The 24,315-nt window shown below is 39.0% G+C and carries 14 protein-coding genes, 3 rRNA genes and 1 other annotated feature; of the genes, 15 read left to right on the forward strand and 2 right to left on the reverse strand.

Translation table 11 applies throughout. From position 1 onward, the window contains the following. From dnaA to MHI47_RS00060, 12 genes are all read left to right on the forward strand, one after another. Window positions 1–1,344, forward strand: a complete 1,344-nt coding sequence (gene dnaA, locus MHI47_RS00005) for a chromosomal replication initiator protein DnaA (protein ID WP_093538017.1) — start codon at window positions 1–3, stop codon at window positions 1,342–1,344. 173 nt (window positions 1,345–1,517) lie between these two features. Next, the gene (gene dnaN, locus MHI47_RS00010) at window positions 1,518–2,654 is read left to right on the forward strand and encodes a DNA polymerase III subunit beta (RefSeq protein WP_093538018.1); all 1,137 of its coding nucleotides are present in this window, start codon (window positions 1,518–1,520) and stop codon (window positions 2,652–2,654) included. 279 nt (window positions 2,655–2,933) lie between these two features. Continuing rightward, entirely contained in the window at window positions 2,934–3,161 is a 228-nt protein-coding gene (gene yaaA / locus MHI47_RS00015) for a S4 domain-containing protein YaaA (protein ID WP_093538030.1), read from the forward strand. A gap of 1 nt (window position 3,162) precedes the next feature. Further along, window positions 3,163–4,278 (forward strand): DNA replication/repair protein RecF, encoded by a 1,116-nt coding sequence (gene recF / locus MHI47_RS00020; protein WP_340828953.1) that lies wholly within the window; start codon window positions 3,163–3,165, stop codon window positions 4,276–4,278. A gap of 91 nt (window positions 4,279–4,369) precedes the next feature. Further along, on the forward strand, window positions 4,370–6,292 hold the full coding sequence (gyrB, locus tag MHI47_RS00025) for a DNA topoisomerase (ATP-hydrolyzing) subunit B (protein ID WP_175496307.1): 1,923 nt from the start codon (window positions 4,370–4,372) through the stop codon (window positions 6,290–6,292). Window positions 6,293–6,319: 27 nt separating this feature from the next. Next, window positions 6,320–8,836, forward strand: coding sequence for a DNA gyrase subunit A (gene gyrA / locus MHI47_RS00030; protein WP_093538021.1), 2,517 nt, complete (start codon window positions 6,320–6,322; stop codon window positions 8,834–8,836). Between the two features lie 127 nt (window positions 8,837–8,963). Beyond that, on the forward strand, window positions 8,964–10,070 hold the full coding sequence (locus MHI47_RS00035; protein WP_340761060.1) for an HD-GYP domain-containing protein: 1,107 nt from the start codon (window positions 8,964–8,966) through the stop codon (window positions 10,068–10,070). A 307-nt stretch (window positions 10,071–10,377) separates the two neighbouring features. Further along, a 16S ribosomal RNA gene (locus tag MHI47_RS00040) occupies window positions 10,378–11,931 on the forward strand. A 195-nt stretch (window positions 11,932–12,126) separates the two neighbouring features. Then, window positions 12,127–15,055 (forward strand): 23S ribosomal RNA (locus tag MHI47_RS00045). 186 nt (window positions 15,056–15,241) lie between these two features. Then, a 5S ribosomal RNA gene (gene rrf / locus MHI47_RS00050) occupies window positions 15,242–15,357 on the forward strand. The 16S, 23S and 5S rRNA genes sit together here, the layout of an rRNA operon. A 358-nt stretch (window positions 15,358–15,715) precedes the next feature. After that, entirely contained in the window at window positions 15,716–17,182 is a 1,467-nt protein-coding gene (gene guaB / locus MHI47_RS00055) for an IMP dehydrogenase (RefSeq protein ID WP_093538730.1), read from the forward strand. A gap of 142 nt (window positions 17,183–17,324) precedes the next feature. Then, window positions 17,325–18,659 carry a serine hydrolase gene (locus MHI47_RS00060; RefSeq protein WP_340828956.1) on the forward strand — a complete coding sequence of 445 codons (1,335 nt, stop codon included), beginning with the start codon at window positions 17,325–17,327 and terminating at the stop codon, window positions 18,657–18,659. Between the two features lie 22 nt (window positions 18,660–18,681). Here MHI47_RS00060 and pdxR read toward each other — a convergent pair whose 3' ends face one another. Further along, window positions 18,682–20,100 (reverse strand): MocR-like pyridoxine biosynthesis transcription factor PdxR, encoded by a 1,419-nt coding sequence (gene pdxR, locus MHI47_RS00065; protein WP_419958828.1) that lies wholly within the window; start codon window positions 20,098–20,100, stop codon window positions 18,682–18,684. 226 nt (window positions 20,101–20,326) lie between these two features. After that, window positions 20,327–20,545, forward strand: a binding site (T-box leader). Window positions 20,546–20,597: 52 nt separating this feature from the next. On the opposite strand from pdxR, the gene serS reads away from it, so the two are divergent. Beyond that, window positions 20,598–21,872 (forward strand): serine--tRNA ligase, encoded by a 1,275-nt coding sequence (gene serS, locus MHI47_RS00070; protein ID WP_340828959.1) that lies wholly within the window; start codon window positions 20,598–20,600, stop codon window positions 21,870–21,872. A gap of 17 nt (window positions 21,873–21,889) precedes the next feature. Here the strand turns inward: serS and tadA are convergent, their stop codons facing one another. Beyond that, window positions 21,890–22,363: a tRNA adenosine(34) deaminase TadA gene (tadA, locus tag MHI47_RS00075; protein WP_340828961.1), complete on the reverse strand. Its 474-nt coding sequence runs from the start codon at window positions 22,361–22,363 to the stop codon at window positions 21,890–21,892. Window positions 22,364–22,439: 76 nt separating this feature from the next. On the opposite strand from tadA, the gene MHI47_RS00080 reads away from it, so the two are divergent. Together MHI47_RS00080 and MHI47_RS00085 are read left to right on the forward strand one after the other, a co-directional pair. Further along, window positions 22,440–23,576, forward strand: coding sequence for a glycosyl hydrolase family 18 protein (locus tag MHI47_RS00080; RefSeq protein WP_340828963.1), 1,137 nt, complete (start codon window positions 22,440–22,442; stop codon window positions 23,574–23,576). A 106-nt stretch (window positions 23,577–23,682) separates the two neighbouring features. Further along, on the forward strand, window positions 23,683–24,315 hold the full coding sequence (locus tag MHI47_RS00085) for a deoxynucleoside kinase (RefSeq protein ID WP_093538735.1): 633 nt from the start codon (window positions 23,683–23,685) through the stop codon (window positions 24,313–24,315).

Consider the following 24,315-nt stretch of genomic DNA (forward strand, 5'->3'; position numbering starts at 1 on the left):
TTGGAACACTTAGAAGAACTTTGGGCTAAAGTTCTCTCTGAAGTAGAAAAGAAAACATCTAAACCAAGTTTTGAAACTTGGCTGAAGTCGACCAAACTACTTTCATATAAAGGAGAAACTGTTACGATAGCTGCACCTAACTCATTTGCTAGAGATTGGTTAGAAAATCATTATGTTCACCTAATAGCTGGCATATTAACCGAGTTAACTGGAAACGAACTATTAATATCTTTCGTTGTGCCGAAAAATCTAGACATGGATGATTTCGACATGCCTAAACCAAAAATCTCTGCAAATAATGGAGATCAACCAGATTTTTCTCCAGGAATGTTAAATTCCAAGAATACATTTGACACGTTTGTCATTGGATCTGGGAATCGCTTCGCCCATGCAGCCTCTTTAGCTGTTGCCGAGGCCCCTGCTAAAGCTTACAATCCACTTTTCATATATGGAGGAGTTGGACTAGGAAAAACCCACTTAATGCATGCGATTGGTCATTATGTACAAGAACACAATCCAAATGCTAAAGTGGTTTATTTATCTTCTGAAAAGTTTACAAATGAGTTTATAAACTCTATAAGAGATAATAAAGCAGTCAATTTCCGCAATAAGTATAGAAATGTAGATGTGTTATTAATAGATGATATTCAGTTCCTTGCAGGAAAAGAATCAACTCAAGAAGAATTTTTTCATACATTTAATGCTCTGCATGAAGAATCTAAGCAAATTGTCATTTCAAGTGACCGTCCGCCAAAAGAAATTCCTACTTTAGAGGATCGTTTGCGCTCTCGCTTTGAATGGGGATTAATCACGGATATTGCACCACCAGATTTAGAAACTCGTATTGCTATTTTACGCAAAAAAGCCCGTGCTGATGGATTAGATATCTCAGATGACGTGATGGCATATATAGCAAACCAAATAGACTCTAATATTCGTGAGTTAGAAGGTGCTCTCATCCGAGTAGTAGCCTATTCTTCTCTTATAAATAAGGATATTAATATCGACTTGGCAGCAGAAGCTCTTAAAGATATCTTGCCCAATGCTCGTCCAAGAATTATCACGATTTTAGATATTCAAAAGGTTGTTGGGGAGCATTTTCATATTAGATTAGAAGATTTTGTTGCAAAAAAACGTACAAAGTCCATAGCATTCCCACGCCAAGTAGCTATGTATCTTTCACGAGAGCTGACTGATTTTTCGTTGCCTAAAATTGGAGAAGAATTTGGTGGACGTGATCATACGACCGTTATTCATGCACACGAAAAAATATCCAGAATGCTAAAAGATGATGCAAATCTTCAAGACGATGTAAAACAAATCAAATCTATTTTAGGTAGGTAAAAAAGATTTTGTGGATAAATGCATAGTTTACTAGATTACTTAGACACAACTTATGCACATGTGGACAAGTAGGTATACGTTAAGAAAAAGATACTTATCAACATATCCACAAGCCCTAGTACTATATCTATTATTCTTTTAAATAAATATAATTATATAAGTGAGGTATAAAAATGAAATTCGAAGTAATGAGAGATAGTTTATTAGAGGGATTAAGCGATGTTATAAAAGCAGTAAGTTCCAAAACAACAATTCCAATTCTGACTGGATTGAAATTAGAAATTACTAATAAAGGACTTTATATTACTGGTAGTGATTCAGATATTACTATTCAAACTTTTATACCTGTTGAAAAAAATGGAGAACAAGTTATTAGTATTACAGAACCTGGCTCTATCGTCCTACAAGCAAGAGTATTCAATGAAATTGTACGGAAGTTGCCTACCAATAATGTAGAAATTGAAGTTACCAATCAGTTTCAAACACATATTAGATCAGGAAAATCAGAATTTAATCTTATTGGATTAGATGCATCGGAATATCCAATGCTTCCTGAAATAGAGGAAGAAAGACAATTCTTCATTCCATCTGATTTACTTAAGTCAATTATTAAAGAAACAGTATTTGCAGTATCGACTTCAGAAAGTCGTCCAGTCCTTACTGGTGTCAATTGGCAAGTTAAGGATGGGGAACTTCACTGTATAGCTACTGATAGTCATAGATTAGCTAAGAGAAAAACAGCTATTAAAGATTTACCAGAGGAAGAATATAGTATCGTTATTCCTGGGAAAAGCTTAAATGAATTAAATAAAATTTTAGAGGAAACATCATCAGAAGTTGCGATTGTGATGACTCAACAACAAGTTTTATTTAAAACAGGAAACGTGCTATTTTACTCTCGATTATTAGAAGGTAATTATCCGGATACTTCAAGATTAATCCCAAATGAAAGTAAAACAACTATCTTGGTTAACAGTAAATCTTTACTGCAAGCAATTGATAGAGCTTCTTTACTTGCACGTGAAGAAAGAAACAATGTTGTTCGTTTTTCCACTTTAGGAAATGGATTTATAGAAGTTTCTTCTAACTCACCAGAAATAGGTAATGTCGAAGAACAAATTCAAGCTGAAGAAATAGATGGCGAAGAATTGAAGATTTCATTTAGTGCCAAATATATGATGGATGCTTTAAAAGCTATTGATGGTCAAGATGTTAAGATCTTATTCACAGGGGCTATGAGACCATTTATATTGAAATCTGTGCATGATGATTCCATACTACAACTAATTTTGCCAGTTAGAACTTACTAATATTCATGAGGTAGTCACATTTGTGGCTACCTTTTTTTTTTGAGATTTTTTCCTTACATATTGTCCGCGTTGGTTGGGTAGATGCTTGAGTTACTTCAAGATATCGATAAAAGCTAAGGCGACCTTTTCCTAGAATTCTTCCAGCAATTGATACTCTGATAAGCTCAACGAGGAAGACCATTGTCGGAGCATATATAGGGGCTCACGCTTTTCTTTGCTTATTTCGGTATTTGAGGTAAAATGAAGGGATAATGAAAATGAGAAGAGGTTGAGTTATTGATGGAAGAAATTCGATTTGACTCAGAATATATAACACTTGGGCAATTATTAAAAATGACAGATACAATTAGCTCTGGCGGAATGGCCAAATGGTTTTTAAGTGAGCATGAAGTATTTGTTAACGGAGAAGTAGATCAACGAAGAGGTCGTAAATTACGTCATAATGACGTCGTAAATATTCCGGAAGTAGGAAGATATAAATTGGTTGGACCTGAGAACGGGGCTTGACATGTATATTGAACGTTTAGAGTTAAAAGATTTCCGTAATTATGATTCAATTGAAATGAATTTTTCCTCTAAGATCAATGTATTAATAGGTGAAAATGCGCAAGGTAAAACAAATTTGATGGAGTCTCTCTATGTATTATCCATGGCCAAGTCTCATAGGACCTCAAACGATAAAGAATTGATACGTTGGGACGCAGACTATGGTAAAATAAAAGGGGATATTCAAAAAAAATATGGACACTTACCTTTGGAATTAATTCTTTCCAAAAAAGGGAAAAAGGCCAAGGTAAACCATTTAGAACAAACACGGTTAAGCGATTATATAGGTCAGCTTAATGTCGTAATGTTTGCTCCAGAAGATTTATATTTAGTAAAAGGTAGTCCACAAGTGAGAAGACGATTTCTTGATATGGAAATCGGTCAAATTTCCCCTATTTATTTACATGATTTACTTCAATTCCAAAAAATAATGAAACAGCGAAATCATATTTTAAAACAACATCAAGGGAAGTCGATGTTAAATGATGTGATGTTCAATGTTTATACAGAACAATATATAGAATCCGCTGTAAAAGTGATTCAAAAGAGATTTCACTTTATGCAATTGCTACAACAATGGGCAGAACCCATTCACTTTGGGATTTCTAGAGGTTTAGAAAAATTGCGAATTACCTATAACTCTTCAACTGGGATTCAACCAGAATGGTCAACAAATGAAATGAAAAATCATCTCGAAAAAAAAATAGCAGAAAGTCAGAGTAGAGAACTCTACCGTGGTGTATCCTTAATCGGACCACATCGTGATGATTTACAATTTTTTGTAAATGACTATGACGTTCAAACTTATGGATCTCAAGGACAGCAGCGAACAACAGCATTATCTTTAAAACTTGCTGAAATTGAATTAATAAAACAGGAGGTTGGTGAATCTCCTGTTTTATTACTGGATGATGTTCTATCCGAACTAGATGATTACCGACAATCTCACTTGTTGAATACAATTCAAGGAGATGTACAAACCTTTGTAACGACTACAAGTGTAGAAGGAATTGCACATGAAACGATTCAGCAGGCCGAGTTGTTTCATGTGGAACAAGGGACAATAGTAGACCCGTAAAAATTAGTGACGAATATAAATGGTAAACAAAATAATTATTAAATGATTCACCATTATTGAAGGAATGAAAGAGTGGGTGAGCAAGTTGGCTATGGAAGAAAAAGACCTAGAGCAATCTTATGATGCTGATCAGATACAAGTATTAGAAGGATTAGAAGCTGTTCGAAAGCGTCCAGGAATGTATATTGGTACAACAAGTTCAAGAGGGCTTCATCATCTTGTTTGGGAAATTGTTGATAATAGTATTGATGAAGCATTAGCAGGACACTGTGATCATATTATTGTCACTATCGAAAAAGATGATTGGATACGAGTAGAAGACAATGGTCGTGGTATACCAGTCGATAATCAAGAAAAAATGGGTAAACCAGCAGTAGAAGTAATTATGACAATTCTACATGCAGGTGGTAAATTTGGCGGTGGCGGATATAAAGTATCCGGAGGACTACATGGTGTAGGTGCCTCAGTAGTAAACGCCCTATCCGAATATACAGAAGTATATGTTAAACGTGATGAAAAAATTCATCTTATCAAATTTGAACGTGGAGCAGTTTCCGCTCCTTTAGAAGTTATTGGAGAAACAGATGTTACTGGAACAACTACAAGATTCAAAGCTGATAGCGAGATATTCACAGAAACTACAGTATATGAATACGAGATACTTGAACATCGTGTTCGTGAACTTGCGTATTTAAACCGTGGGTTGTCTATAACACTTGCTGATGAAAGAGAAGGAAAAGAAAAAACGATTAAGTATTACTACGAGGGTGGTATTAAATCATACGTAGAAGATTTGAACGAATCCAAAGAACCTATAACAGAAGAGGCTATCTTCGTTGAAGGGGAAAAGGATGGAATCTCTGTAGAAATTGCAATGCAATACAATTCAGGATACTCTTCTAACATTTTATCTTTTGCTAATAACATAAGTACCTACGAAGGTGGTACGCATGAATCAGGCTTCAAAACAGCATTAACTCGTGTCATTAATGACTATGCAAGAAAAAACGGTTTGTTAAAAGAGGCAGACACCAACTTATCAGGGGATGATGTGAGAGAAGGCTTAACTGCAATTGTTTCCATCAAACATCCAAACCCTCAATTTGAAGGACAAACAAAAACAAAGTTAGGTAACTCCGAAGTAAGTACTATTACTAATAGTCTTTTCTCCGAGGGATTTGATCGATTTTTATTAGAAAATCCTCAAATTTCAAGAAAAGTAGTGGAAAAAGGCTTGATGGCTGCTAGAGCACGGGTAGCTGCTAAGAAAGCTCGTGAATTTACACGTCGAAAATCTGCATTAGAGGTTTCTAGCTTACCAGGTAAGTTAGCAGACTGTTCTTCTCGTGTTCCCGCAGAAAGTGAACTATATATCGTAGAGGGTGACTCTGCCGGTGGTTCTGCTAAATCTGGTCGAGATCGTCATTTCCAAGCAATATTACCTTTACGTGGGAAAATCCTGAACGTGGAAAAAGCACGTTTAGATAGAATTTTAGGAAATGCTGAGATTCGCGCAATGATCACTGCACTTGGAACTGGTATTGGAGAAGAGTTTACATTAGAAAAAGCTCGTTACCATAAAATTATCATTATGACAGATGCTGACGTAGATGGAGCGCATATTCGGACATTGTTACTTACTTTCTTCTTCCGTTTCATGAGACCATTAATAGAAGCTGGCTATGTATATGCAGCCCAACCACCATTGTATCAAGTGAAACAAGGAAAGCATGTAGAGTATTGTTACAACGATGAACAATTAAAAGAAATATTAGATCGTTTACCTAAAACCTCAAAACCAAATATTCAACGTTATAAAGGGTTAGGAGAAATGGATGCAGATCAACTTTGGGATACTACTATGGATCCTGAAGAACGTACATTACTACAAGTAAATTTAGATAATGCAATGGAAGCAGATAAAGTCTTTGAACAATTAATGGGCGAAGAAGTAGAACCAAGACGTCTTTTTATTGAAGAGAATGCTGTATACGTGAAAAACTTAGATATATAAGAAAGTGTGTGACTGGAGGTCTTTAGGATGTCAGAAATACCGAATAAAGGCGTTAAAGGGATTAATATTAGTACAGAAATGAGAACCTCATTTCTAGACTATGCAATGAGTGTTATTGTATCCCGTGCCTTACCAGACGTTCGTGACGGGCTAAAACCTGTACATCGTCGAATTTTATATGGTATGCAAGAGTTGGGGAATACGCCTGATAAACCTCATAAGAAATCGGCTCGTATTGTAGGAGACGTAATGGGGAAATATCATCCACATGGTGACTCATCTATTTATGATGCAATGGTCCGTATGGCGCAAGATTTTAGTTATCGTTATATGCTAGTAGATGGTCATGGAAACTTTGGTTCTGTAGATGGTGACGGAGCAGCGGCCATGCGTTATACAGAATCACGTATGTCTAAAATTGCTTTAGAGTTATTGCGAGATATTAATAAAAACACCATCGATTATAAAGATAACTATGACGGACAAGAAAAAGAACCAGTTGTATTACCTAGTAGATATCCTAACTTACTTGTAAACGGTGCTTCTGGAATTGCTGTTGGGATGGCTACGAACATTCCATCACATAATCTAGGAGAAGTAATTGACGGAGTGTTAGCTCTAGCTGAAAATCCTGCTATTACGATTGAAGAGTTAATGTCGATTATACCTGGACCAGATTTTCCAACGGGTGGTATTATTTTAGGCCGAAGCGGAATTCGTCGAGCTTATGAAACAGGTAGAGGCTCTATATTAATCCGTGCAAAAGTGGAAATTGAAGTAAAATCAAGTGGTAAAGAAGTTATTCTTGTTAAGGAATTACCATATCAAGTAAACAAAGCTCGTTTAATAGAAAAAATCGCAGAATTAGTACGCGATAAAAAAATTGATGGAATTACGCATTTAGCGGATGAATCTGATCGTAATGGAATGCGAATTGTCATTGAAGTACGGAAGGATGCAAATTCTCACGTATTATTAAATAACTTATATAAACAAACTGCATTACAGTCAAGCTTTGGCGTTAATATGCTTGCATTAGTAGATAACCAACCAAAAGTTTTGAATATAAAAGAAATGCTTTATCATTACTTAGAACATCAAAAAGTAGTAATACGTCGTCGCACACAGTTTGAACTGAACAAGGCTCAAGATCGAGCACATATTTTAGAGGGACTTCGAATTGCTTTAGACCATATCGACGAAATTATTAAGTTAATCCGTGCTTCACAAACAGGCGAAGAAGCCAAAAATGGATTGATAGAGACTTTCAATTTATCAGAAAGACAAGCACAAGCTATATTAGATATGCGTTTACAACGTTTAACTGGTTTAGAACGTGATAAAATTGAAGAAGAATATAAAAACTTAATGACACTAATTGAAGAACTAAAATTCATTTTGGCAAATGAGTATCGTGTAGTGGAAATAATTAAAGAAGAAATCTCTGAGATTAGAGATCGCTACGCAGACAAACGCCGAACTGAAATTGTTGCTGGAGGAGCAGAAGTTTTAGAGGATGAAGATTTAATCCCTGTAGAAAATTCTGTGCTTACTTTAACAAACAAAGGATATATTAAACGACTACCTGCTAATACGTATAAGAGCCAAAAAAGAGGTGGACGTGGTGTACAAGGAATGGGTACAAATGAAGATGACTTTGTAGAACATTTATTGTACACATCAACACATGACACAATTCTCTTCTTTACAAACAAAGGGAAAGTTTATCGAGCTCGAGGATTTGAAATTCCAGAATACGGTCGTACAGCTAAAGGCTTGCCAATTATAAACCTATTAGGTGTAGAAAAAGACGAACAGGTTACTGCTATGATTCCAATGGCATCATTTGAAGAGGAAAATTACTTTATCTTCACAACGAAGTATGGGATAACAAAACGTTCTCCTGTTACTGGATTTGCACATATTCGTGCAAATGGGTTGATTGCTATTTCATTGCGTGAGGAAGATGAACTTATTGCTGTACGCTTAACTAATGGTGAGAAACAAATCATTATTGGAACAAGACAAGGTAAATTAGTTCGATTCGAAGAAACCGATATACGTTCGATGGGTAGAACTGCCGGAGGAGTAAGAGGGATTCGTCTGAAAGACGATGACTATGTAGTTGGTATGGAAATTATCGAACCTGAGCAAGAGATTTTAGTTGTTACAGAAAATGGATACGGCAAACGAACTCCAGAGTCGGAATATCGCCTGCAAAGTCGCGGTGGTATGGGTGTTAAAACTTGCCAAATCACAGACAAAAATGGTCCTTTATCAGCTGTTAAGGCGGTTAACGGAACAGAAGACTTAATGCTAATTACGATTAATGGAATGCTTATCCGTATGGATGTAAAAGACATTTCTAAAACAGGCCGTAGTACACAGGGCGTTCGCTTAATGAGGTTATCAGGAGATGAATTAATTTCTACTGTAGCTAAAGTTGAAAAAGAAGATGATGACGAAGATATTTTAGAAAATTTAGAAGAAGATTCTACATTGGAAGAAATTGAAACACCATCAACGGAAGAACAATCTGAATAAAAAGTAAAAACACACCCTTAAATAATTTTATTTAAGGGTGTGTTTTTGTATCTAGTTTAAATTCCATATACTTTCATGATGAATATTTAGTATAATAAATGAAATATTAGGAAAGAAGGAATACTTTATGAACCAAAGCCTCATTAACTTAGAGGAATTAAAATTAGGTACGATAATTGCAGAAGATATATTAGTAAACACTAATTCACCTATCATTCATAAAGAGGCAAAGGTAACTAGAGAACTTATTCAAGTGTTGCGAGCTTTTAATATAACTAAAGTACCCGTTGTTCTAGAAAATGTTTTTAATAGATCAGATGAAGAGATTAAAAAGTTAAATGAGGATAGAGTAGAATCTCTTCCAATAGATGAAAAACCGATAGTGACTACGAGTTTTGTTCAATTATATAAAGATGCTGTAGATAGCTTCTATAAAGAATTCATGGGCTGGGAATCAGGCATGAAAGTAGATGTAGCAAAACTAAGGAACATTATTATGCCTTTAGTTGAAAAAGCAATGGTAGAAAAACAAGTATTTTCTCTCTTAAATATGTATTCTAAAATGGATAAATATATAGCACATCATTCTATAGCAGTTGGAATTATTTCAGGAGCAATAGCGAAAAAGTTGAATTACTCTTCTGGTCAAATAACGCAAATGGCTACGGCCGGTCTAATGGCTGATATAGGTATGGCAAAAGTAGATTCCAAAATAAGAGATAAAAAGTCTGCCCTAACTGAATTCGACTTTTCGGAGATAAAAAAACATACCATTTATAGTTTTCAAATGATAAAAGATAGTCCTTTATTAAAACCTGAAATGAAGTTAGCAATTTTCCAACATCATGAACGTTTAGACGGAAGTGGATATCCGAAAAGTGATAAATTGGATAATGTTTCTGTTTACTCACAAATAATAGCAGTAGCTGATGTCTATCATGCGATGACTTCAGAACGAGTTTACCGTGCCAAGAGTTCCTCTTTTAAAGTATTAGAAATGATTCGAGAAGAAGGATTTGGAAAGTATAATATAGAAGTCGTAAACAAATTAATAGAATTAGTAGGGTCTTTACCAATTTCAACGCGGGTTCTTCTATCAAATGGAGAAAAAGGAGAAGTAATTTTCTTACATAGAGATTCTCCTATGCGCCCAATGATTCGATTATCTGATAGTGGGCAAATAATAGATTTAGCTGCTAAAAGAACTCTTCATATAGAAAGTGTTATTAGTTAAAGTAACCTAAACTCTTTCTTCTTTTGTTAGGAGAGGAAAGAGTTTAATATTATTTTACAATAAAGTGTTGACATACTTCCGAAAGCTTGATATTATATAGAAGTCGCCAAAACGACATTACAACAACATGAACATTGAAAACTGAACATGCAAAACGTTAAGAAACATAGCTTTCAACTAACTTGTTAGGATGATAGCAAAACAATTTTGGACATCATTTAATGATGATGCCAGCAAAACAAAATGAGCTTTTAAACTAGTTCTAATTTGTTCGCTTTCAATGTGCTCTGCATACTGGAAGTGAACTATTATGGAGAGTTTGATCCTGGCTCAGGACGAACGCTGGCGGCATGCCTAATACATGCAAGTCGAGCGAATGACGAAGAAGCTTGCTTCTTCTGATTTAGCGGCGGACGGGTGAGTAACACGTGGGCAACCTGCCCTGTAGATTGGGATAACTCCGGGAAACCGGGGCTAATACCGAATAATCCATTTCCTCACATGGGGAGATGTTAAAAGACGGTTTCGGCTGTCACTACAGGATGGGCCCGCGGCGCATTAGCTAGTTGGTGAGGTAACGGCTCACCAAGGCGACGATGCGTAGCCGACCTGAGAGGGTGATCGGCCACACTGGGACTGAGACACGGCCCAGACTCCTACGGGAGGCAGCAGTAGGGAATCTTCCACAATGGACGAAAGTCTGATGGAGCAATGCCGCGTGAGTGAAGAAGGTTTTCGGATCGTAAAACTCTGTTGTGAGGGAAGAACAAGTATGAGAGTAACTGCTCGTACCTTGACGGTACCTCATTAGAAAGCCACGGCTAACTACGTGCCAGCAGCCGCGGTAATACGTAGGTGGCAAGCGTTGTCCGGAATTATTGGGCGTAAAGCGCGCGCAGGCGGTCCTTTAAGTCTGATGTGAAATCCCACGGCTCAACCGTGGAAGGTCATTGGAAACTGGGGGACTTGAGTACAGAAGAGGAAAGCGGAATTCCAAGTGTAGCGGTGAAATGCGTAGAGATTTGGAGGAACACCAGTGGCGAAGGCGGCTTTCTGGTCTGTAACTGACGCTGAGGCGCGAAAGCGTGGGGAGCAAACAGGATTAGATACCCTGGTAGTCCACGCCGTAAACGATGAGTGCTAAGTGTTAGGGGGTTTCCGCCCCTTAGTGCTGCAGCTAACGCATTAAGCACTCCGCCTGGGGAGTACGGTCGCAAGACTGAAACTCAAAGGAATTGACGGGGGCCCGCACAAGCGGTGGAGCATGTGGTTTAATTCGAAGCAACGCGAAGAACCTTACCAGGTCTTGACATCCCGCTGACCGGCCTAGAGATAGGCTTTTCCCTTCGGGGACAGCGGTGACAGGTGGTGCATGGTTGTCGTCAGCTCGTGTCGTGAGATGTTGGGTTAAGTCCCGCAACGAGCGCAACCCTTGATCTTAGTTGCCAGCATTCAGTTGGGCACTCTAAGGTGACTGCCGGTGATAAACCGGAGGAAGGTGGGGATGACGTCAAATCATCATGCCCCTTATGACCTGGGCTACACACGTGCTACAATGGACGGTACAGAGGGTCGCAACCCCGCGAGGGTGAGCAAATCCCATAAAACCGTTCTCAGTTCGGATTGTAGGCTGCAACTCGCCTACATGAAGCCGGAATCGCTAGTAATCGTGGATCAGCATGCCACGGTGAATACGTTCCCGGGCCTTGTACACACCGCCCGTCACACCACGAGAGTTTGTAACACCCGAAGTCGGTGGGGTAACCCTTACGGGAGCCAGCCGCCGAAGGTGGGACAGATGATTGGGGTGAAGTCGTAACAAGGTAGCCGTATCGGAAGGTGCGGCTGGATCACCTCCTTTCTAAGGATAATATCGGAATACGAATCTTTATTCGTATCTTAACGTTTTGCAGTTCAGTTTTGAATGTTCATTTTATATGAAGATTCAACGCTTGTTCTTTGAAAACTGGATAAAACGACATTGAAACAATAAACAACAAGAAATTCTGTTGTGATTATTTACGTAATCACGACGTGTAAGACTTTTTAACTTTTAGGTTAAGTTAATAAGGGCGCACGGTGAATGCCTTGGCACTAGGAGTCGACGAAGGACGGCACTAACACCGATATGCTTCGGGGAGCTGTAAGTGAGCTTTGATCCGGAGATTTCCGAATGGGGAAACCCACTGTTCGTAATGGAGCAGTACATTTGCGTGAATACATAGCGCATCTGAGACACACCCAGGGAACTGAAACATCTAAGTACCTGGAGGAAGAGAAAGAAAATTCGATTCCCTGAGTAGCGGCGAGCGAAACGGGAATAGCCCAAACCAAAAGGCTTGCCTTTTGGGGTTGTAGGACACTCTACATAGAGTTACAAAGGAATGAGTTAGACGAAGCGATCTGGAAAGGTCCGCAGGATAGGGTAAAAGCCCCGTAGTCTAAAATTCATTCTCTCTTGAGTGTATCCTGAGTACGGCGGAACACGTGAAATTCCGTCGGAATCTGGGAGGACCATCTCCCAAGGCTAAATACTACCTAGTGACCGATAGTGAACCAGTACCGTGAGGGAAAGGTGAAAAGCACCCCGGAAGGGGAGTGAAATAGATCCTGAAACCGTGTGCCTACAAGTAGTTAGAGCCCGTTAATGGGTGATAGCGTGCCTTTTGTAGAATGAACCGGCGAGTTACGATCCCATGCAAGGTTAAGTCGAGAAGACGGAGCCGCAGCGAAAGCGAGTCTGAATAGGGCGAATGAGTATGTGGTCGTAGACCCGAAACCAGGTGATCTACCCATGTCCAGGATGAAGGTAAGGTAACACTTACTGGAGGTCCGAACCCACGCACGTTGAAAAGTGCGGGGATGAGGTGTGGGTAGCGGAGAAATTCCAATCGAACCTGGAGATAGCTGGTTCTCTCCGAAATAGCTTTAGGGCTAGCCTCAAACGTTAGAATCTTGGAGGTAGAGCACTGTTTGGACTAGGGGCCCATCCCGGGTTACCGAATTCAGACAAACTCCGAATGCCAATGATTTATGTTTGGGAGTCAGACTGCGAGTGATAAGATCCGTAGTCAAGAGGGAAACAGCCCAGACCACCAGCTAAGGTCCCAAAGTATTTGTTAAGTGGAAAAGGATGTGGCGTTGCTTAGACAACCAGGATGTTGGCTTAGAAGCAGCCATCATTTAAAGAGTGCGTAATAGCTCACTGGTCGAGTGACGCTGCGCCGAAAATGTATCGGGGCTAAACAAATCACCGAAGCTGTGGATTGATACCTTTGGTATCAGTGGTAGGAGAGCGTTCTAAGGGCGTTGAAGTCAGACCGGAAGGACTGGTGGAGCGCTTAGAAGTGAGAATGCCGGTATGAGTAGCGAAAGACGGGTGAGAATCCCGTCCACCGTATGACTAAGGTTTCCTGAGGAAGGCTCGTCCGCTCAGGGTTAGTCGGGACCTAAGCCGAGGCCGATAGGCGTAGGCGATGGATAACAGGTTGATATTCCTGTACCACCAAACCACCGTTTGAGTAATGGGGGGACGCAGAAGGATAGGGTAAGCATGCTGTTGGTTATGCATGTCCAAGCAGTAAGGTGTGAATGTAGGCAAATCCGCATTCTTTAACATTGAGCTGTGATGGCGAGGACGTATGTCTAGAGTTCCTGATTTCACACTGCCAAGAAAAGCCTCTAGCGAGGTGAAAGGTGCCCGTACCGCAAACCGACACAGGTAGTCGAGGAGAGAATCCTAAGGTGAGCGAGAGAACTCTCGTTAAGGAACTCGGCAAAATGACCCCGTAACTTCGGGAGAAGGGGTGCTCTTTTGGGTTCATAGCCTAGAAGAGCCGCAGTGAATAGGCCCAGGCGACTGTTTAGCAAAAACACAGGTCTATGCAAAACCGTAAGGTGAAGTATATGGGCTGACGCCTGCCCGGTGCTGGAAGGTTAAGAGGAGTGCTTAGCGCAAGCGAAGGTGCGAATTGAAGCCCCAGTAAACGGCGGCCGTAACTATAACGGTCCTAAGGTAGCGAAATTCCTTGTCGGGTAAGTTCCGACCCGCACGAAAGGCGTAACGATCTGGGCACTGTCTCAACGAGAGACTCGGTGAAATTATAGTACCTGTGAAGATGCAGGTTACCCGCGACAGGACGGAAAGACCCCGTGGAGCTTTACTATAGCTTGATATTGAATTTTGGTGCAACTTGTACAGGATAGGCAGGAGCCTTAGAGCCCGGAGCGCCAGCTTCGGAGGAGGCGTCGGTGGGATACTGCCCTGGTTGTATTGAAATTCTAACCCATACCCGTAACCCGGGTAGGAGACAGTGTCAGGCGGGTAGTTTGACTGGGGCGGTCGCCTCCTAAAGTGTAACGGAGGCGCCCAAAGGTTCCCTCAGAATGGTTGGAAATCATTCGAAGAGTGTAAAGGCAGAAGGGAGCTTGACTGCGAGACCTACAAGTCGAGCAGGGTCGAAAGACGGGCTTAGTGATCCGGTGGTTCCGCATGGAAGGGCCATCGCTCAACGGATAAAAGCTACCCCGGGGATAACAGGCTTATCTCCCCCAAGAGTCCACATCGACGGGGAGGTTTGGCACCTCGATGTCGGCTCATCGCATCCTGGGGCTGTAGTCGGTCCCAAGGGTTGGGCTGTTCGCCCATTAAAGCGGTACGCGAGCTGGGTTCAGAACGTCGTGAGACAGTTCGGTCCCTATCCGTCGTGGGCGTAGGAAATTTGAGAGGAGCTGTCCTTAGTACGAGAGGACCGGGATGGACACACCGCTGGTGTACCAGTTGTTCTGCCAAGAGCATCGCTGGGTAGCTATGTGTGGACGGGATAAGTGCTGAAAGCATCTAAGCACGAAGCCCCCCTCAAGATGAGATTTCCCATTACGCAAGTAAGTAAGATCCCTCAAAGACGATGAGGTAGATAGGTTCGGGGTGGAAGCGTGGCGACACGTGCAGCTGACGAATACTAATCGATCGAGGACTTAACCAAATTTTGTTTAACGTAACAATGTCGTTTATCCAGTTTTGAGTGAACAAGCACTCTATTTATGAGGGTTTCAAGACACGAGTAATTCGAGGAAACAATTGAGAGAGGAAAGGAACATACTACCGTATGTGACTGACCGAACGAATGAAGTTGACGAAGAAGTACGATGTATATTGGAAGCCGAAAGAGTCTAGTGATGATGGCGAAGAGGTCACACCCGTTCCCATACCGAACACGGAAGTTAAGCTCTTCAGCGCCGATGGTAGTTGGGGGTTTCCCCCTGTGAGAGTAGGACGTCGCTGGGCACCAAAAAGAAGTCGTTACCGAGTAAAATCGGTAACGACTTCTTTTTATTCTATCCAATACTAAAAAAACTTGATCCTCCGCAGATAGAATAATCTCTTAAAGTATATACCTATCGATAAAATGAAAATTCCACTAAATTTAACATCTATAAAGCACCCCATTTGATCTGGTTAAAATAAGTAGTCTTATATAATTGCTCAAACATTAATTATATTTCTACTTTATATATACATAGTTGATTTAAATAATATAGAAAGAAAAATCCGAATAAACATATTATTTGCGGATTCTTGACACTTACAAGAAGCGCTGATAACCTTGTAATAATATTCATTTAACGAGGAGGAATTTTGAAAAATGTGGGAGTCTAAATTTCAAAAAGAAGGATTAACATTTGATGATGTTTTATTAGTTCCAGCTCAATCGGAAGTTTTACCAAAAGATATCAATTTATCTGTGCAATTAACGGATAAAATTAAATTAAATATACCAATGATTAGTGCAGGAATGGACACAGTAACAGAAGCTAAAATGGCAATAGCAATGGCACGTCAGGGCGGACTTGGAATTATTCATAAAAATATGAGTATTGAAGAACAATCTGAACAAGTACTAACAGTTAAACGTTCAGAAAATGGAGTTATTACAGATCCTTTCTTTTTAACTCCAACTCATCAAGTATATGATGCAGAGCATTTGATGGGGAAATATAGAATTTCCGGTGTCCCTATTGTAAATAATGAAGAAGATTTACAATTAGTCGGCATTATCACCAACCGTGATTTACGTTTTATTCAAGATTACTCTTTAAAAATTGATGATGTAATGACAAAGGAACAACTAGTTACAGCTTCTGTTGGAACCACTCTTGAGGATGCAGAGAAAATTCTTCAACAATATAAAATTGAAAAGTTACCTATCGTTGATGAAAATGGAAAACTAAAAGGATTAATCACTATTAAAGATATTGAAAAAGTGATTGAATTTCCTAATGCTGCAAAGGATCATCATGGACGCTTGTTAGTTGGCGCTGCAGTAGGTGTTACAAAAGATACGATGCTTAGAGTGCAAAAACTTGTAGAAGCACAAGTAGATGTGATTGTTATTGATACAGCACATGGTCATTCTCAAGGGGTTATGGATACGGTAAAAGAAATTCGCAACACTTATCCAGATTTAGATATCGTAGCTGGAAACGTTGCTACTGGTGAAGCAACTAAGGCTTTATTTGAAGCAGGAGCTGATGTTGTCAAAGTTGGTATCGGCCCTGGTTCTATTTGTACTACTCGTGTTGTAGCGGGTGTTGGGGTTCCTCAAATTACAGCTATATACGATTGTGCTACAGAGGCTCGCAAAGCAGGTAAAACAATAATTGCTGATGGTGGTATTAAGTATTCAGGTGATATTGTAAAAGCTTTAGCTGCTGGTGGACATGTTGTTATGTTAGGAAGTTTACTTGCTGGTACGACAGAGAGTCCTGGAGAAACAGAAATTTTCCAAGGCAGACGTTTTAAAACTTATCGCGGAATGGGATCAATTGCAGCTATGGAAAAAGGCTCAAAAGACCGTTACTTCCAAGAAGATGCTAAAAAATTAGTTCCAGAAGGCATTGAAGGCCGTCTTCCTTATAAAGGACCACTTTCTGATACTGTGCACCAATTACTAGGTGGTGTTCGTGCAGGAATGGGGTATTGTGGAACAGGTACACTTGAAGCGCTAAGAGAGAATGCGCAATTCATCCGCATGACTGGTGCTGGATTACGTGAAAGTCATCCTCATGATGTTCAAATTACGAAAGAAGCTCCAAACTACTCTATATCGTAAGTAATTGCACTGGATAGAAACTTTTGCACCCATTTGTCGTCTTAAACTAGGACGAATGGGTGCTTTTTTGTATACAAGTGTCCTACCTTGCTAAAGTATGATAAAATGAGCAATGATAAAACCAAAAGGTGGAGGTACGATAGTGAAGAAGGTATGGATGACATCAATGATAAAGTGGCTTGTACTTCCGATGTTTCTTGTGTCAGTAGTATGTAGTATGCCTGCTGCTACAAAAGCAGAGGAAAGCTTGAATTTAAATGTAGATGCAGCAATTTTAATCGATGCAGAGACAGGAAAAATTTTATATGAAAAGAATTCTGAGACAGCGCTTGGAATAGCAAGTATGACGAAAATGATGACGGAGTATTTGTTATTTGAAGCAATAGCAGAAGGTAAAGTAACATGGGATCAACAATATAATGTTACTGAATATACATACAAAATCTCTCAGGATCGTCGTTTAAGTAATGTACCACTACGTGAAGATGGTAGCTATTCTATTCAAGAGCTTTATGAAGCAATGGCCATATATTCTGCAAATGCTGCTACTATAGCAATTGCTGAAACAATTGCAGGTACTGAAGATAATTTTATAAAGCTAATGAATGAAAAAGCAGCAGAGATGGGACTAGAAGGATATAAATTCGTCAATTCTTCAGGTCTAAATAATGAAGATTTACAAGGTATGCATCCAGCGAGTACTAATGCTTCTGATGAAAACGTAATGCCTGCCAAATCAGTGGCAATTCTTGCATATTATTTGATGAAAGATTTCCCTGAAGTTTTAGAAACTACAAAGATTCCTAAGAAAATATTCCGTGAAGGAACTTCTGATGCAATAGAGATGAGTAACTGGAACTGGATGTTACCAGGTTTAGTATATGAATATGAAGGCGTAGATGGATTGAAAACCGGAACAACAGAATTTGCAGGTCATTCCTTTACTGCAACTGCTCAAAAGAACGGAATGCGTGTTATTTCTGTCGTAATGAAAGCAGTGGGTGCAGATGGAAAAGGTTCGTACAAAGCACGTTTTGATGCAACAAGAGCTCTATTAGATTATGGGTTCTCCCAGTTTTCTAAAGAAGAGATTGTTCCAGCAGGATTTAAAATTCCAAAACAAGCCACATTAAAAGTAGAAAAAGGGAAAGAGGACACAGTTGCAATTGCTGTGAAAGAACCCATTTCTTTGATTATTAAGACAAATGAAAAAGAATTGTACAAGCCTGTATTTACACCAACTAAAGAGACGCTTGAAGCAGCTATTAAAAAAGACACAGTTGTAGGTAAAGTTCACTTAGAGAAATCTGAAGGAACTGACTATGGCTATATAACTGATCAAGCGGCAGAAACAGATGTAGTAACTACTGAAGCGGTAGAACGTTCTAGTTGGATAAGCTTAATGTTCCAAGGGATCGGTAAATTTTTCGGTAATTTATGGAACAGCACAACAGACTTTATAGGTGGATTATTTTAAATAGCAGAAGCACCGTAGCTCATCAAGAGTTACGGTGCTTTTTAATTTCTAGTGCTTTCATCAGTTGATGAATAGAAGAAGCAACTTGTTCCATTTTTAGGCCACCAAAACCTAGTACAAGCTTTGGAAAAGTTTGCTCATCTAAATTCGATGAAATGTAATCCTGAAGACCATAAATCCGAATGTCCGCTTGCTCAGCAAGTTTCACTAGTTCTGTCTCTGTTTTAGTTGTACGAATGGTCAGTAAAATATGCATTCCCGCCTGTTCTCCAGAAATACTAACCGTGGGATGGTATTGTAAAATAGTTTTTGTAATAATTTCTAACTTACGTTTATAAATTTTTCTCATTCTATTTAAATGTTTTGCGAAGTAACCATCTTCCATAAAGTTTGCTAGTATATGCTGATCCATTCGAGGAACTGTAGCTGCATAATAAGAAAATCTTTGTTTATATTGTAAGATTAGAGACTTTGGTAGAACTGCATAGGCTATTCGCAAAGAAGGCATTAGTGACTTAGAAAATGTACTCAAATAGATGACCCGTTCATTTTGATCTATACCTTGTAGGGATGGAATAGGCTTACCCGTGTATCTAAACTCGCTATCGTAATCATCTTCAATAATGTATCTATTATCCTGCTGATATGCCCACGCTAGTAACTGGTTGCGGCGGGTTGCAGACAATACTGCTCCTGTCGGAAACTGGTGAGAGGGAGTCACATACATCACATTTGCAAAAGATTGCTCTAGTTTAGAAACTATGACCCCATCATTATCTACTGCTATAGGTACAGACATCCTACTATCATTAAAAAATAAGTGATGTGTAAGTGGATACCCAGGGTTTTCAAATCCATACACTGCCTTTTCACCAAGCAAATGAATAATGAGCGGCATAATTTGTTCAGTACCTGAGCCTAGAATAATTTGTTCAGGTGTACTCTTTACTCCCCTAGATTGGAATAAGTAAGAAGAAATTTGCTGTCTTAATAAATAATCTCCTTGGGGATGACCTAACTGTAGTAACTCCCCATTTTCTTCATTAACAATGTCCTTCGCATATCTTCTCCAAGTCTTAAAAGGAAAAGAGTCTGTATCAATTTTACCTGTAGAAAGATCGACCGAAAAGGAAGGTGTATCAGTCGATTCCGGCACGATAGAAGCAATACCTTGTTCAATGATCGCTAATTCTTCTAAATTTTGAACAAAGTATCCACGTCGAGGTTCAGATACTATAAACCCTTCAGCAACTAACTGGCTATAGGCAAACTCAATCGTTGTCTGACTAACTGCTAAATATTCGGCAAGCTTTCTTTTAGAGGGAAGCTTAATACCTTCTTCAATTGTTCCGTTTATTATGGCTTTCTTTATGGATTGATATAATTGTTCATATAGTGGGGTTTTTGAATTATGTATTAACTGAAACATTAGGAAATCCATTATTTCTCCCATCTGACCACTTCTTTTGATTTATTTTAGATACTTATAGTATGGTCATATTTTATTATACTAAATTTAATAAAAATAATGGAGCACTTGCATAAACAATTGGAAATCCTTTCACAAACTCTCGTCATGTAGGAAGGCAATGTTATATTGTAGAGAAGATATAGGAAAGTCTTGCAAAAGAAGTTCACGTATAGTAAAGTATGAGTAATTTCATGAATCAAAAACGATGATAGGAAGCAGTAACAAGCTCGTTTTTTATAGAGAGTCAGCGGTTGGTGAAAGCTGATATAAACACTTGTGAATCCGTCCTTTGAGTTGTGCGGCTGAATGATTAGTAGGTCGTGCCGGTTGAAAAGCCGTTAGAGTACAAGTAAGTGGATTCTGTCTATGACAGGATTAATCAGGGTGGCAACGCGGGTATGCTCTCGTCCCTTTTTCATGGGATGGGGGCTTTTTTGTGTTTTCAAAATTTTAAGGAGGAATATTATATGTTGGATGTAAAATTTGTACGTGATAATTATGAAACAGTTAAAGCAAAACTTGCTAAGCGTGGGGAAGATATTTCAGAATTTGATCAATTCCAACCTTTAGATCAAAAGCGTCGTGAATTGATTGCGAAAACAGAAGTGTTAAAGGCTGAAAGAAACGAGTTTTCTCAAAAAATATCTCTGATGAAACGAAACAAAGAAAATGCGGATGAACTTATCGCACGTATGCGTGAAGTAGGCGATGCAATAAAATCATTAGACGATGAGCTTCGGGATGTAGAAGAAAAATTTGAATATATGATGATGCGAATCCCGAATATTCCGCATGATAGTGTACCGATTGGTGATTCTGAAGATGATAACGTAGAAATACTTAAATGGGGAGAAGTTCCTTCATTTGATTTTGAAACGAAAGCACATTGGGATATTGCGACAGATTTAAAATTAGTAGATTTTGAACGAGCGGCAAAAGTAACAGGAAGTCGTTTTGCATTTTATCGTGGACTAGGAGCAAGACTGGAACGTGGATTATTAAACTTCATGATGGACCTACATGCTGAAGAGCATGGCTATGAAGAAATGCTTCCTCCTTATTTAGCAAATCGTGCAAGTCTTACAGGCACTGGGCAACTTCCAAAGTTTGAAGAGGATGCTTTCCTAATTGGAGAAGAGGATTATTTCTTAATACCAACGGCAGAAGTACCTGTAACAAATTTTTATAGAGACGAAATATTAGATGGAGCGGAACTTCCACAAGCGTTCACTGCTTATAGTGCTTGTTTCCGTTCTGAAGCTGGATCAGCAGGTCGCGATACTCGTGGGTTAATACGTCAACATCAATTTAACAAAGTCGAGTTAGTTCGTTTTGTAAAGCCAGAGGATTCTTATGAGCAGTTAGAACTTTTAACTGGACATGCAGAAAAAGTATTACAATTGTTAGGTCTGCCATATCGTAAACTTCATATGTGTACAGCAGATCTAGGCTTTACAGCTGCAAAGAAATACGATTTAGAGGTTTGGTTACCAAGCTATGGTGAATACAAAGAAATTTCTTCATGTAGTAACTTTGAAGATTTCCAAGCTAGACGTGCAGGAATTCGTTTTCGTCGTGAAGCTGGAGGAAAACCTGAGTATGTGCATACTTTAAATGGCAGTGGATTAGCACTGGGACGAACAGTAGCGGCTATATTAGAAAATTACCAACAAGCGGATGGAACAGTTATAGTTCCAGAAGTTCTTGTTCCGTATATGGGTGGAAAAACTGTTATTAAATAAAAAAAGAACCAGATTCGCTATAAACAGCGTTTCTGGTTCTTTTTTTGTTCACGAAGGTTACGGAAAAATTGAGTGAGTATACTGCCGCATTCTTCTGCTAAAATGCCTTCTGTGACGTCACAGCAATGGTTAAATCTATCGTCATTTAATAGTCTGTACAGGGAATCTACACAGCCGGCTTTGGTATCTCTTGCTCCGTAAACTACTCGAGGAATTCGTGACTGTAAAATTGCTCCTGCACACATAGGGCAAGGCTCCAAGGTAACATATAAAGTTGTTTCTTCTAATCTCCAATTATTAAGTGCTGCACAGGCCTCTTGAATAGCGAGCAGTTCTGCATGGGTTGTGGCATTTAGGCTTGTTTCTCTTAAGTTGTAAGCCGATGCAATAACTTGATCATTATGTACTATTACAGCACCTATAGGAACTTCTCCAATGGCTGCTGCCTTCTTTGCTTCTTCTATGGCTAAATTCATATAATATTCATCCATTTTTCATCGACTCCTTCTTCTTAGTTTAGCATGTTTTTTTGAGAACTTGCATACTCTAAGATGAAGGAGTGATGCATTGATCCATATAGTTAAACAAGGAGATAGTTTATATGCAATCGCCAAACGGTTCGGAACAACAGTGGAAAGTATTGTCTCTATAAATGAAATTCCTGACCCTGATGTATTAGTAATAGGCCAGGCGCTGGTACTACCATCAACTCCAAGTCCAAACAGACCTACCATTGAGACAAATTTGTATGTTGAATGGTATACAGAAGTACCTGCGGAACGTGTGCTAGAGCAAGTAGAGAAGGTAGCCTCCAATTTAACGTATATGATGCCTTTTTCGTATGAAGTACTACGAGACGGCTCATTGACGGAGATGAATTGGGGGACGTTAAGTGAAATTGCTAAAGAGCAACAGGTAGAAACAGTAATTGTCATAGCGAATATTGAAGATTATGGGTTTAATGCTTCTCTAGCTCATACCATTTTCACCGTTGAAGCAGTGAAGACCAATTTGTTTAAACAAGCGGTGGCAGAGGCTGAAAAAAGAGGAACGAAGCATATTCATATAGATTTTGAATATATGGAAGCGACGGATAGAGAAAACTACGTGAACTTTATAAAGGAATTTAAGGAATTTGCTAAAGGATATGTTATATCCGTAACACTTCCGCCTAAGACTAGTGCCGATCAACCAGGAAGATGGTATGAAGCTTTTGACTATAAGGCAATAGGAGAAGTAGCAGATTTTGTTGTTATTATGACTTATGAATGGGGATATAGTGGTGGGCCACCGATGGCTGTCTCTCCAATTGGACCAGTTCGTAGAGTATTGGAATATGCAAAGACAGAAATACTGCCAAGTAAAATTATGATGGGGCAGAATTTGTATGGATATGATTGGACATTACCTTATAAGGTAGGAAACCCAAATGCTAGAGCATTAAGTCCACAACAGGCTATTCAACTAGCAAAGGATCGAAATGCCGCAATCGAGTACGATCAAAATGCACAGGCTCCTTTCTTTCACTATTGGCAGAATGGTATCGAACACGAGGTTTGGTTTGAAGATGCACGTTCTATTCAAGCTAAATTCAAACTTTTAATAGAACTGCAGCTGCTAGGAATAGCATATTGGCATAGTGGATTTGACTTTCCACAAAATTGGTACTTACTTCATGAAATGTTCCAAGTGAAGAAAAAATAGAGCAAATTAGCCTTTCCTTGGAAAGGTGGATTTGCTCTATTTTTCGTTTTCAGCGTGTGCTAAAATAGATGATACGACTTGAAATCTTAGAGTGAGGTTAAAACTTATGTCCATTCCATTTATAACAGTAGAAGGTCCAATAGGGGTTGGGAAGACTTCCCTGGCGAAAGCTATTTCGGCCAAATATCAATTTGCATTACTGAAAGAAATTGTCGATGAGAATCCTTTTTTAAACAAGTTTTACGAGGATATAGCAGAGTGGAGTTTCCAAACAGAGATGTTTTTTCTGTGTAATCGTTATAAACAATTAAGTGATATAGAGAAAAAATATTTATCAAAAGAAAATCCAGTTGTGGCTGATTATCATATTTTCAAAAATCTAATTTTCGCGAAACGTACATTGAGTGAAGTAGAATATGAAAAGTATGAATCAATATATCAAATCCTAACAAAGGATATGCCTGTTCCTAATATGGTCATATATATAGATGCAAGTATAGATGTACTTCTTAGTCGAATTGATATGCGAGGAAGGGATTTCGAAAAAAAAATTAGCCCTGACTACTTGGAGCAGCTCTCAGCAGATTATCGAATGTTTATCGATGACTTCGAACAAAAGCATCCTGAAGTACCAGTTCTTCGAATAAGCGGAAACGAGATAGATTTTGTTCAAAATGGTAAGGACCTACAAATAATACTAGAAAAAGTAGATGCAACATTGCATAAAAGGAGTTATTAA

The sequence above is a fragment of the Psychrobacillus sp. FSL H8-0487 genome (assembly GCF_038008385.1).
Taxonomy (GTDB): domain Bacteria; phylum Bacillota; class Bacilli; order Bacillales_A; family Planococcaceae; genus Psychrobacillus; species Psychrobacillus psychrotolerans.

Excerpts from the sequence above, each read along its gene's own strand:
- gyrB (WP_175496307.1), top strand. The coding sequence starts at position 4,370 with ATGGAAGAAAAAGACCTAGAGCAATCTTATGATGCTGATCAGATACAA.
- gyrA (WP_093538021.1), top strand. The coding sequence starts at position 6,320 with ATGTCAGAAATACCGAATAAAGGCGTTAAAGGGATTAATATTAGTACA.
- yaaA (WP_093538030.1), top strand. The coding sequence starts at position 2,934 with ATGGAAGAAATTCGATTTGACTCAGAATATATAACACTTGGGCAATTA.
- tadA (WP_340828961.1), bottom strand. The coding sequence starts at position 22,363 with ATGGATGAATATTATATGAATTTAGCCATAGAAGAAGCAAAGAAGGCA.
- recF (WP_340828953.1), top strand. The coding sequence starts at position 3,163 with ATGTATATTGAACGTTTAGAGTTAAAAGATTTCCGTAATTATGATTCA.
- guaB (WP_093538730.1), top strand. The coding sequence starts at position 15,716 with ATGTGGGAGTCTAAATTTCAAAAAGAAGGATTAACATTTGATGATGTT.
- MHI47_RS00085 (WP_093538735.1), top strand. The coding sequence starts at position 23,683 with ATGTCCATTCCATTTATAACAGTAGAAGGTCCAATAGGGGTTGGGAAG.
- serS (WP_340828959.1), top strand. The coding sequence starts at position 20,598 with ATGTTGGATGTAAAATTTGTACGTGATAATTATGAAACAGTTAAAGCA.
- MHI47_RS00035 (WP_340761060.1), top strand. The coding sequence starts at position 8,964 with ATGAACCAAAGCCTCATTAACTTAGAGGAATTAAAATTAGGTACGATA.
- dnaN (WP_093538018.1), top strand. The coding sequence starts at position 1,518 with ATGAAATTCGAAGTAATGAGAGATAGTTTATTAGAGGGATTAAGCGAT.
- pdxR (WP_419958828.1), bottom strand. The coding sequence starts at position 20,100 with ATGGATTTCCTAATGTTTCAGTTAATACATAATTCAAAAACCCCACTA.